General features: G+C 64.8%; 10 protein-coding genes. 7 read left to right on the top strand and 3 right to left on the bottom strand.

What is annotated here, in order from left to right; translation table 11 throughout:
• The 3 genes from VKM35_RS08310 to VKM35_RS08300 form a co-directional block, all read right to left on the bottom strand.
• Nucleotides 1–556: MFS transporter (locus VKM35_RS08310; RefSeq protein ID WP_324320303.1), on the bottom strand; the 556-nt coding region annotated here is incomplete at its 3' end.
• A 195-nt stretch (nt 557–751) separates the two neighbouring features.
• Nucleotides 752–991 carry a hypothetical protein gene (locus VKM35_RS08305; RefSeq protein ID WP_324320301.1) on the bottom strand — a complete coding sequence of 80 codons (240 nt, stop codon included), beginning with the start codon at nt 989–991 and terminating at the stop codon, nt 752–754.
• Nucleotides 992–1,013: 22 nt separating this feature from the next.
• Nucleotides 1,014–2,510, bottom strand: a complete 1,497-nt coding sequence (locus VKM35_RS08300) for an aminotransferase class III-fold pyridoxal phosphate-dependent enzyme (protein ID WP_324320299.1) — start codon at nt 2,508–2,510, stop codon at nt 1,014–1,016.
• A gap of 276 nt (nt 2,511–2,786) precedes the next feature.
• Between VKM35_RS08300 and VKM35_RS08295 the strand changes: the two genes are divergently transcribed.
• The 7 genes from VKM35_RS08295 to tgt form a co-directional block, all read left to right on the top strand.
• Nucleotides 2,787–3,743 carry an ABC transporter ATP-binding protein gene (locus VKM35_RS08295; protein WP_324320297.1) on the top strand — a complete coding sequence of 319 codons (957 nt, stop codon included), beginning with the start codon at nt 2,787–2,789 and terminating at the stop codon, nt 3,741–3,743.
• Nucleotides 3,740–4,522 (top strand): ABC transporter permease, encoded by a 783-nt coding sequence (locus VKM35_RS08290; protein ID WP_324320295.1) that lies wholly within the window; start codon nt 3,740–3,742, stop codon nt 4,520–4,522. Before VKM35_RS08295 ends, VKM35_RS08290 begins: the two co-directional genes overlap by 4 nt.
• Nucleotides 4,523–4,534: 12 nt before the next feature.
• The gene (locus tag VKM35_RS08285) at nt 4,535–6,346 is read left to right on the top strand and encodes an amidohydrolase family protein (protein WP_324320293.1); all 1,812 of its coding nucleotides are present in this window, start codon (nt 4,535–4,537) and stop codon (nt 6,344–6,346) included.
• A 20-nt stretch (nt 6,347–6,366) separates the two neighbouring features.
• On the top strand, nt 6,367–7,485 hold the full coding sequence (locus VKM35_RS08280; RefSeq protein ID WP_324320291.1) for a sensor histidine kinase: 1,119 nt from the start codon (nt 6,367–6,369) through the stop codon (nt 7,483–7,485).
• Nucleotides 7,482–8,084: a response regulator transcription factor gene (locus VKM35_RS08275; protein WP_324320289.1), complete on the top strand. Its 603-nt coding sequence runs from the start codon at nt 7,482–7,484 to the stop codon at nt 8,082–8,084. The genes VKM35_RS08280 and VKM35_RS08275 overlap by 4 nt, the downstream gene beginning before the upstream one ends.
• A gap of 100 nt (nt 8,085–8,184) precedes the next feature.
• The gene (gene queA / locus VKM35_RS08270) at nt 8,185–9,213 is read left to right on the top strand and encodes a tRNA preQ1(34) S-adenosylmethionine ribosyltransferase-isomerase QueA (RefSeq protein ID WP_324320288.1); all 1,029 of its coding nucleotides are present in this window, start codon (nt 8,185–8,187) and stop codon (nt 9,211–9,213) included.
• A 79-nt stretch (nt 9,214–9,292) separates the two neighbouring features.
• Nucleotides 9,293–10,096, top strand: an 804-nt coding sequence (gene tgt, locus VKM35_RS08265; RefSeq protein WP_324320285.1) for a tRNA guanosine(34) transglycosylase Tgt, incomplete at its 3' end; no start/stop codon positions are given.

Below are 10,096 nucleotides of genomic sequence, written 5' to 3'. Positions count from 1 at the left end.
GCAGCGACAGGAAGGCGGGAATGACCGCGATCCAGAAAATCATGCGTACGTCGAAGGCGGCGAACACCATCAGCATGGTTGCGAGCAAGGGCCCGAGGAAAGCGCCGGCGGTATCCATGCTCTGGCGCAAGCCATAGGCGGCGCCACGTTGTTCCGGTGGCGTGATGTCGGCGACCAGAGCATCACGCGGCGCGCCGCGGATGCCTTTGCCGACGCGATCAATCCAGCGCGCGGCGATCGCCAGGCCGGCGTGATGCGCGAGCGGGAACAGCGGCTTGGTCAGCGCTGCCAGGCCGTAGCCCAGCACCACCAGTGGCTTGCGCTTGCCGAAGCGATCGGACAATACGCCGGAAAAAATCTTGGTGATCGAAGCCGTCGCTTCGGCAACGCCTTCGATCATGCCCAGCGCGAACGCGCTCAGCCCGATCGTGCCGACCAGGAATACCGGTAGCAGCGCATGGATCATTTCCGAAGACATGTCCATGAACAGGCTGACCAAACCGAGTGCCCAGATGCTGCGGGGCAGGGCGCGCGCGGGCGTAGCGGATTTGTCCATGGTGCGAGTGTAGCGAAGGACTTGCGCGTGCAGGCCTGGTGTGGGGCGCTGCAGGAGCGGATGTAGGAGCGACGCAAGTCGCGAATAGACCCCTGTAGGTGGCGTGGAAATCGCGACTTGCGTCGCTCCTACATTCGCTCCTACAAACAAAAAAGCCGGGTTTCCCCGGCTTTTTTTAACGTATCGACCGGAAACTCAATCCCGCGACCAGACGATGTCCATGCCCTCGTTGCTGCCCAGTGCCGTACGCAGCAGCGCGATCATCGGGATCGCGTAAGGGGCATCGGTTTCGATCATGTCCAGCGTGGCGGCATCGATGTAATAGTCCTGGTCCTTGCTGTCTTCCTCCTCGAGCGCATCGATGAGGATCTTCAGGTCGGACTCGCTGACGTTGCCGATGAGCTTGCCGCTGTCTTTTTCGCGAAGCGTGATCATGTCTGGTTCTCTTGTGCGGCGATCAGGCGGCCTGCGCCTGCGCGTTGCGCGGGCCCTTGAGCAGCGCGTGGCGGACGTGTTCGATCATCAGGTCGACTTCGTCGCCGGTAATCGCGAAGTGCGGGGTGAAGCGCAGCGAGTTGGTGCCGCCGTGGATCACGCCGAGGCCGCGTTCACGCAGGAATTCTTCCGTGCTGCCGCCGCCGTAGCATTTGAACGCCGGGTCGAGTTCGCAGGAGAACAGCAGGCCGGTGCCCTGGACCTTGGTGATCAGGCCGCCGAGTTCGTCCTTGAGCTTGTTGAGCTTGTCGAGGAATTCCACGCCCTTGCCGCGGATGTTGGCGCGCAGTTCCGGCGTCAGCGAGTCGAGCACTACCGAGGCGATATCCATCGCGCGCGGATTGGTGGTCATGGTGTTGCCGTACACGCCCTTGCGATACAGGCCGGCGGTGCGTTCGGTGACCGCGAGCACCGACAGCGGGTACTGGCCGCCGTTGAGCGCCTTCGAATAGGTTTCCATATCCGGCGCTTCCAGGCCTTCGAAACCCGGATAGTCGATCATCGACAGCACGCCGTGCGCGCGCAGACCGGCCTGGATCGAGTCGATCAGCAGCAGGCTGCCGTGCGCCTTGGTCAACTCGCGCGCGGCGGCGTAGAACGCCGGCGGCACCGCACGACCCGGGTCACCTTCACCCATCACCGGTTCGAGGAACATCGCTTCGATGAACCAGCCGTTGGTTTCGGCGTCGGCGAAAGCTTTCTTCAGTTGCTCGATCGAGTACGGCTCGATCGTGATCAGCGAATCCTCGCCGCGGAAGCTGGCGAGATTCTGCTCGTAAGCTTTGCGACTGGAATCGGAGAAGATCGCCGGGCGTTCGGTGCGGCCATGGAAAGCTCCCTTCATCGCCAGGCGCTTGATCGTACGGCCGGCGTACTTGCCACCAGCGTCGGTCATCAGCTTGCTGTTGACGTCGGCGATGCGGCCGGCCAGCGAGACCGATTCCGAACCCGAATTCAGGCACAGGAATTTGCTGTAGGGGCAGCCGCCGCGGCTGTGGCCGATTTCCTTGCGCAGCGCGCGGGAAACGCGCAACTGCGACAGACTCGGCGACATCACGTTCGCCATCACCTGCGGCTTGGCCATCGTGGCGATGACGTTTTCCGGTGTGTGGCCGAAACCGAGCATGCCGTAGCCGCCGGAATCATGGACGACGGCGCCCTTGAGCGTGACCACCCACGGTCCGCGCGCGGCGATGGCGACATAGGGGTTGATCGCATCGTCGGCATAGAAATTGACGAAGCCCGACTGCACGGCGTCGATCTGCGCCTGTTCGTCGAGATCGATGAGGTCGGCGAACTCGGCCTTGATCGCGGCGTGCTGCTCGACGGCGGCCTGGACGGCGGCGGTGAGTTCCGGGAACTTCGCGGCGAGGCGGAGCAGGGTGGCGTCGTCGAGGCCGGTGGTGCGGACCTTGCCGGCGTGGCTGCGCAGCGGCTTGAGGGTGTCGATCAGGTTCATGCGGTCCTCCCGGACTCGGAATGGCCGCGGCGAGGCCGGCTGCACATCCCGTCTAAGTTAATAAAAACAATCACTTAGGCTGATATTACCACCGCGAAAGGGCTGGCGTAACCCCCGGGCGTTTGAAATCTCCCTGCACTGTGTCCCAGTAGCTGAAATGTGGGATGCAATGAATCGCCGATTGCGGATGACAGCTGTCAGGTGCAATCACTGACGGCGGCCACTGAAGCTCCGCAGCGGCGATCGTCAAAGTGGCCGCACCTCAGGAGATGCGCGATGACCCGGCAACAAGAATTCCCCTCGATCAATCCCCTCACTCCCGCCCGCGGCACGCCGCTGGCCTGTCTGCGCGGTGCGGAAAAACGCTATGGCGCCGTGGTCGCGCTGGCCGGCGTCGATCTGGAAGTGCGCGCCGGTGAAGTGTTGGCGGTACTCGGCGCCAACGGCGCAGGCAAGACCACCGCACTCGGTTTGCTGACCGGGCGCCTGACCGCCGACCGCGGCGACGTCGAACTGTTGGGTGGCGACCCCACCGATCCGGCAATCCGTCGCGGCATCGGCGTGATGCTGCAGGAAGGCAGCCTGCCGGACGCGTTGCGCGTAATCGAACACGTGCAACTTTTTTCCAGCTATTACCCGAACCCGCGACCGGTCGCGGAAACGCTGGCGCTGGCCGGCCTGACCGATATCGCCCAGCGTCGATATGCGGAGCTGTCTGGTGGCCAGCAGCGCCGTGTGCAATTCGCGCTGGCGATCTGCGGTCACGCGCCGCTGCTGTTCGTCGACGAGCCGACGGTCGGCCTGGATGTCGAATCGCGCCGCAACTTTTGGGCGGTGCTGCGGCAGTTGCGCGATGAAGGCGCCGGCATCGTATTGACCACGCACTATCTGGAAGAAGCCGATGCGCTCGCCGATCGCGTCGCATTGATGGCGGACGGTCGCATACTCGCCGAAGACACGCCGGCCGGCATCAAATCGCGCGCGGCCGGCAAACGCATCCGCGCGCGCTCGCAGCTCTCGACGCAGATCATCGCCGGCTGGCCGGAAGTGCGTTCGGTGACCGCGACCGACGACAGCATCGAAGTGGTCAGCAACGACGTCGAAGCGGTACTGCGGCGCTGGCTGGTCGCCGATGATCGCCTCGCCGATCTCGAAGTCCGACCGCTGAGTCTGGAAGAAGCCTTCCTGTCGCTGACCGCAGCATCCGCAAACGTCGAGGAGACGCAGGCATGAACACGAACATCCGCACACAGTCCTTCCATGCCGGCCGGCCGTCGCTGCTGCGCATCTACTTGAACGAGGCGCGCTGCGAACTGCTGCGCCTGATCCGCACGCCGAGTTTCGCAGTGCCATCGCTGGCGTTTCCGCTGGTGTTCTATGTGATGTTCGCGCTGCTGATTCCCGGTCAGTGGCAGGGCATGCAGAAAGCGACTTACCTGTTCGCGACCTACGGCGTGTTCGGCGTGATCGGACCGGCGCTGTTCGGCTTCGGCGTCGGCATGGCGATTGAAAGGCAGCAGGGCTGGCTGGAGCTCAAGCGCGTGTCGCCGATGCCGACCGGCGCATATTTCTTCGCCAAGATCGCCGGCAGCCTGATGTTCGCGCTGACCACACTGACGTTGCTGTCGATCGCCGCGATCGGTTTCGGCGGCGTGCGCATCGCGGTTGGCGACTGGCTGCTGCTGGCGGCAACGCTGCTGCTGGGCACCTTGCCGTTCTGCGCGCTGGGCCTGTGGATCGGTTCGATGGTGAAAGGCCAGGCGGCGGTGGCGGTGGTCAACCTGATCTATCTGCCGATGTCGGTGCTCTCGGGTTTGTGGATCCCGTTGCAGGTGTTCCCGAGCTTCCTGCAGAAGATCGCGGTGCTTTGGCCGGCCTGGCATCTGAGCCGGATGGCGTTGGGAATCGTCGGGCAGGATCACGGTGTGGGTTACGGCACGCATGCCGCGGTGCTGTTGGCGATGACCGGCCTGTTCCTGTCCCTGGCCGCGATGCGGCTGCGCTCGAAGTAAGGACTGTTTCGCATGAAGATTCTGAAGTTGACGATGGCCGCGAGCATCGCCTTGCTGGTGATATTGCTGATGCAGATGTCGCAGACGCCGACGATGGCGGATCCGCACGTCAGCATCGCCATCCGCGACGTCCGCGTTTTCGATGGTGAGCGTGTCTGGCCGAAGGCGACAGTGTTGCTGCGCGACGGCCTGATCCAGGCGATCGGCGAAGGCATCGCGATTCCCGATGGCGCCGAAATCATCGACGGGAGGAATCGCACGCTGCTTCCCGGCTTGATCGATGCCCATGTCCACGCCTGGGGCGATGCGCGCAAGGATGCATTGCGTTTCGGCGTGACCACCGAGCTCGACATGTTCACCGACTTTCACCTGTTACAAGATGCGCGCCGCGAACGCGAAAGCCTCGCCGCCACTGATCGCGCCGATCTGTGGTCGGCCGGCACGCTGGCGACGGTGCCCGGCGGGCATGGCACCGAATACGGCATGAAGATTCCGACGCTGACCACGCCGGCGGAAGCGCCGGCATGGGTTGCGGCGCGCAAGCGCGAAGGCTCGGACTACATAAAAATCGTGCGCGAGGATCTGCAGGTCTACGCTGACGCACGAAGGATTCCGACGCTCGATGCCGCGACCGCAGCGGCGCTGATCGGCGCCGCACATCGACAGGGGTTGAAAGCAGTGGTGCATGCGTCTGCACAACAAAGTGCGCGCGAATCACTGCGTGATGGCATCGATGGCCTGGCGCACGTTTTCCAGGACACGCCGGCCGATGCCGATGTGGTGAAGATGGCAAAGCAACGCGGCGTTTTCGTCGTACCGACCTTGACGGTGATCGCCGGTTTCGCCGGCGAAAAAAGCACGCTGGCCGATGACGGGCGCATCGCGCCCTGGCTGACTGCCGCGCAGAAGCAGACGCTGGCGGCGCGACTGGCTATCGGCGCCGCGAATCCGGCGCTGATCGCCAATGCCCGCGAAAGCGTGCGGCGCTTTCATGCGGCGGGCGTGATGCTGCTTGCCGGCACCGACGCGCCGAATCCACATACCACGCACGGTGCGGCGCTGCATGAGGAGCTGGAGCAACTGGTCGGCGCTGGACTCAGCCCGATCGAGGCTCTCGTCGCCGCGACGTCGGCGCCCGCGAAAGCTTTCGGATTGCCCGACCGCGGTCGCATTGCGCCCGGCCTGCGCGCCGATCTGCTGCTGCTCGACGGTGATCCCACCCGCGACATCACCGCCACGCGCGCGATCTTCGCGATCTGGAAAAACGGTCATCGCATCGATCGTGATCCGGGCGCGAAAGCGTCGGTCGTTGCGGCAGCGCCGATGGCGCGCGGCATGATCAGCACGTTCGATGGCGCGATCGCAGCGGCGGGCGGCGGCCATTGGTCGCCGACCACCGACAAGATGGCAGGCGGCGCATCGACGGTGGCGCTTTCGCGCATTGCGGAAGGCGCCGCCGGCAGTGCCGGTGCGTTGCGCATCAATGGCGAGGTCGTACCTGGTGGCAGTTGGCCGTGGTCGGGTGCGATGCTGCAGCCGGGCGCGCAGCCGATGCAGCCTGTTGATGCCGCGAGGTTGAAGGAACTCGTGTTCCAGGCGCGCGGCGATGGCCGCGAGTACAGCGTCATGCTGTTTTCCGGGGCGGATGTGCAGTCGATGCCGAGCATGCTGACGATCACGCCGGGGCGCGACTGGAGTGAAGTGCGCCTGCCCCTGGCTGGGTTCGCCGGCGCCGACCTGCGACAATTGCGTGCCGTCGCGATCACCGCGGGCGCGCCGGCGGGTCGCTTCCAACTGGATGTCGACACAGTCGAATTCCGCTGATGTCGAACTCCGGAGGCTCCGTGTCGATCGAGAAATACGCCGTGCTGTCGGACGAGCGGGATCTGCATTCCAAGCCCTGGTTTGGCCTGACCTATCTGCTGTTCGTATACCTGCCATTGCTGTTCTGGCCGCGGCGCCCGGACTCGGCGGTGATCGCCAGCATCGTGGCGATACTGGTCTTCCTGCCGACGTACTTCGCTTTCTATCGTGTCGGCGAGCGCATCCGGCCCTGGCTGATCGCGGTGATCGCGCTGATCGGCTACGTGCTGATCCCGTTCAATCCCGGCGGCAACACCTTCATCATCTACGCGTTGGCGATGGTCGGGATCATTCTTCCGGCGCGCCCGGCGATCATCGCGGCGCTGGCGATATTCGCGCTGATGGCGCTGGAATTTTTCTGGCTGGTGTCCGATCCGTTCTATGCGTTGGGCTCGGTGTCGGTGGTCGCGGTGATTGGCACCATGGTTGTCGCCGGCAACATCTACGCGCGCGCGCGCTGGCGTCGCAACGCCGAATTGCGCCTGACCCAGGATGAAGTGCGTCGCCTCGCTGGCATGGCCGAGCGCGAACGCATCGGACGCGACCTGCATGATCTGCTCGGCCACACGCTTTCGGTGGTGGCGTTGAAGAGCGAGCTCGCCGGCAAGTTGATCGATCGCGATCCTGCCGCAGCGAAACTGCAGATCCGCGAAGTCGAGACCGTCGCGCGTCAGGCCCTGGCGCAGGTTCGCGAAGCGGTGGCGGGCATCCGCGCGACTGGCCTGCAGGCCGAACTCGCGGCAGCGCGGCTGGCGTTGTTGGCGGCGGACGTGCGTCTGGATCAACGCCTCGCGCCGCTGGCGCTGGATGCGAAGGTCGAACTGGCGCTGGCGATGGCGCTGCGCGAGGCTGTCACAAACATCATTCGTCATGCCGATGCGCAGCGTGTCGAGGTCGAGCTCGTGGAGGAATCTCCGGGGTTGCGATTGTCGATCGTCGATGACGGCTGCGGCGGCATCGCCCGCCACGGCAACGGCCTGACTGGCATGCGTGAACGACTGCAGGAAATTGGCGGCACGCTGGAGATCGAGAGTCTGCCTGGCGCGGGGACACGATTGGTGTTGCGCGCGCCGATGCCGGCCGCGGCGGGTGCGCCATGATCCGCATGGTGCTGGCCGAGGATCAGGCGATGGTGCGCGGCGCGCTGGCGGCGCTGTTGCGCATGGAGAGCGATTTCGACGTCGTTGCGGAAGTCGGCGATGGCGAAGCCGCCTGGCTCGCCGTGCAGGCGCAGCAGCCCGATCTGCTTGTCACCGATATCGAGATGCCCTGGTTGACCGGGCTCGATCTCGCATTGCGCGTGCAGGAGGCGAAGTCGAGCACGCGCGTGGTCATCCTCACCACGTTTGCGCGCGCCGGTTATCTGCGTCGCGCGCTCGATGCCGGCGTGCGCGGCTATCTGCTCAAGGATGCGCCGTCCGAACAACTCGCCGCGGCGCTGCGCCAGGTGCATGCCGGTGGCCGCGCGATCGATCCGCAACTCGCAGTCGCGGCCTGGGGCGACAACGACCCGCTGACCGAACGCGAACGGCAGGTGCTGCGTCTGGCCGGCGAGGGCGTGAAGAGCGCGGAAATCGCCGAGCGCCTGAGCCTTTCCCAGGGCACGGTGCGCAATTATCTGTCCGAGGCGATCGGCAAACTCGGCGCCGCCAACCGCATCGAGGCGTATCGGACGGCGCGGGATCGTGGCCTGCTGTGATTGTTTCGGGCTGAATTGCCGCTGCAATGGCGCCCGGCCGCCCGCAACCGGATAATGCGCGCCCCTGGGCATCGCGCCGGCCTGCCACTTCCATCCGAACTTGAAGAAATCCGATTTCCATTTCGAGCTGCCGCCCGAGCTGATCGCACAGGCGCCGCTGCCGGTGCGTTCCGACAGTCGATTGCTGGTTGTGCCAGCGCTGCCGGCAGCGTTCGCCGACCGTGGTATCCGCGATCTGCCGGAGTTCCTGCGTGCCGGCGACCTGCTGGTGTTCAACGATACCCGGGTGATTCCAGCGCGCCTGTTCGGCGTCAAGGAAACCGGCGGCCGCGTTGAAATTCTGCTCGAGCGCATCACCGGCGCGCACGAAGTCCGCGCGCAGGTCGGCGCGAGCAAATCGCCGAAGGCCGATTCGTCGATCACGCTCGACGACGGTACGCGCATGACGGTGCTCGGTCGCGACGGCGAGTTCTATCGTCTGCGTTTCGAGACCGAGGAGCCGCTGGAAAAAGTGTTGTTGCGCGCCGGCCGCATGCCGCTGCCGCCTTACATCCAGCGCACGGCCGACATCAGCGACGACGAGCGCTATCAGACCGTGTTCGCGAAAAACACCGGCGCGGTCGCCGCACCGACCGCCGGCCTGCATTTCGACGAAGGCCTGTTGTCGGCTCTGAAGGAAAAAGGCGTCGAGTTCGGCCACGTCACGCTGCATGTCGGTGCCGGCACTTTCCAGCCGATGCGCGCCGAAGCGCTGGCCGACCATGTGATGCATCGCGAGTGGCTCAACGTCGGTGCTGAGCTCTGTGCGCAAGTTGCGCGCATACGCGCCGCCGGCGGCCGGGTGATCGCGGTGGGCACCACGGTCGTGCGTGCGCTGGAAACCGCGATGCGCGGCGATGCCCTGCAGCCGTATGCCGACGACACGCAGATCTTCATTTTTCCGGGCTGCCGCATCCGTTCCGTCGATGCGATGGTGACCAACTTCCACTTGCCCGAGAGCACGTTGCTGATGCTGGTGTCGGCGTTTGCCGGCCGTGAGCGCATTCTTGCGGCGTACGCGCATGCGGTGCGGGAGAAGTACCGCTTCTTCTCCTATGGCGATGCGATGCTGTTGTTCCCGTCTCCCTAGGAGCCAGCTTGCTGGCGAATTGCGAACCTTGTCGCCAGCAAGCAGGCTCCCAACCGTTGAATGATTTCCGGATGAACCCATGAGCCGCATGCATTTCGAAAAATTCGCCCAGGACGGCAGCGCGCGGCGCGGTCGCCTGACATTCCCGCGCGGCACGATCGAGACGCCGGCGTTCATGCCGGTGGGCACGTACGGCACGGTCAAGGCGATGAAGCCAACGGATATCGAGGCGATCGGCGCCGAGATCATCCTCGGCAACACCTTCCATCTTTTCCTGCGTCCGGGGCTTGATGTCATCGCTGCGCACGAGGGCCTGCATCGCTTCACCGGCTGGAGCAAACCCATCCTCACCGATTCCGGCGGTTTCCAGGTCTGGTCGCTGGCTAAGCGCCGCAAGATCACCGAGCAGGGCGTGACGTTCGCCTCGCCGACCGATGGCGCAAAAGTGTTTCTCGGCCCCGAAGAGAGCATGAACATCCAACGCGTGCTCGGCTCGGACATCGTGATGATATTCGACGAATGCACGCCGTATCCGGCTACGGAAAAGCAGGCGCGCGATTCGATGGAACTGTCGCTGCGCTGGGCGGCGCGTTCGAAGGCCGCGCATGCAGGCAATGACGCGGCGCTGTTCGGCATCGTCCAGGGCGGCACGTATCCGGAGCTGCGCACGCGGTCGGCGCAAGGGTTGCAGGCGATCGGCTTCGATGGTTATGCGGTTGGTGGCTTGGCCGTCGGCGAGCCTGCGGCCGAGCGCGAACAAACGCTGGAAGCGATCTGCCCGCAGTTGCCCGCGGACAAGCCGCGCTATCTGATGGGCGTCGGCAAACCCGAGGACATCGTCGAGGCGGTCGCGCGCGGTATCGACATGTTCGATTGCGTGATG

It is taken from the genome of Arenimonas sp. (genome assembly GCF_035312645.1).
In the GTDB taxonomy this organism is placed as follows: domain Bacteria; phylum Pseudomonadota; class Gammaproteobacteria; order Xanthomonadales; family Xanthomonadaceae; genus Arenimonas.
This window is presented reverse-complemented; position numbering and strand designations above follow the sequence as displayed.

What these genes read in the sequence shown, in the direction of transcription:
- VKM35_RS08285 (WP_324320293.1), top strand. Translation starts at nt 4,535, where the DNA reads ATGAAGATTCTGAAGTTGACGATGGCCGCGAGCATCGCCTTGCTGGTG.
- VKM35_RS08305 (WP_324320301.1), bottom strand. Translation starts at nt 991, where the DNA reads ATGATCACGCTTCGCGAAAAAGACAGCGGCAAGCTCATCGGCAACGTC.
- VKM35_RS08295 (WP_324320297.1), top strand. Translation starts at nt 2,787, where the DNA reads ATGACCCGGCAACAAGAATTCCCCTCGATCAATCCCCTCACTCCCGCC.
- VKM35_RS08275 (WP_324320289.1), top strand. Translation starts at nt 7,482, where the DNA reads ATGATCCGCATGGTGCTGGCCGAGGATCAGGCGATGGTGCGCGGCGCG.
- VKM35_RS08300 (WP_324320299.1), bottom strand. Translation starts at nt 2,510, where the DNA reads ATGAACCTGATCGACACCCTCAAGCCGCTGCGCAGCCACGCCGGCAAG.
- VKM35_RS08290 (WP_324320295.1), top strand. Translation starts at nt 3,740, where the DNA reads ATGAACACGAACATCCGCACACAGTCCTTCCATGCCGGCCGGCCGTCG.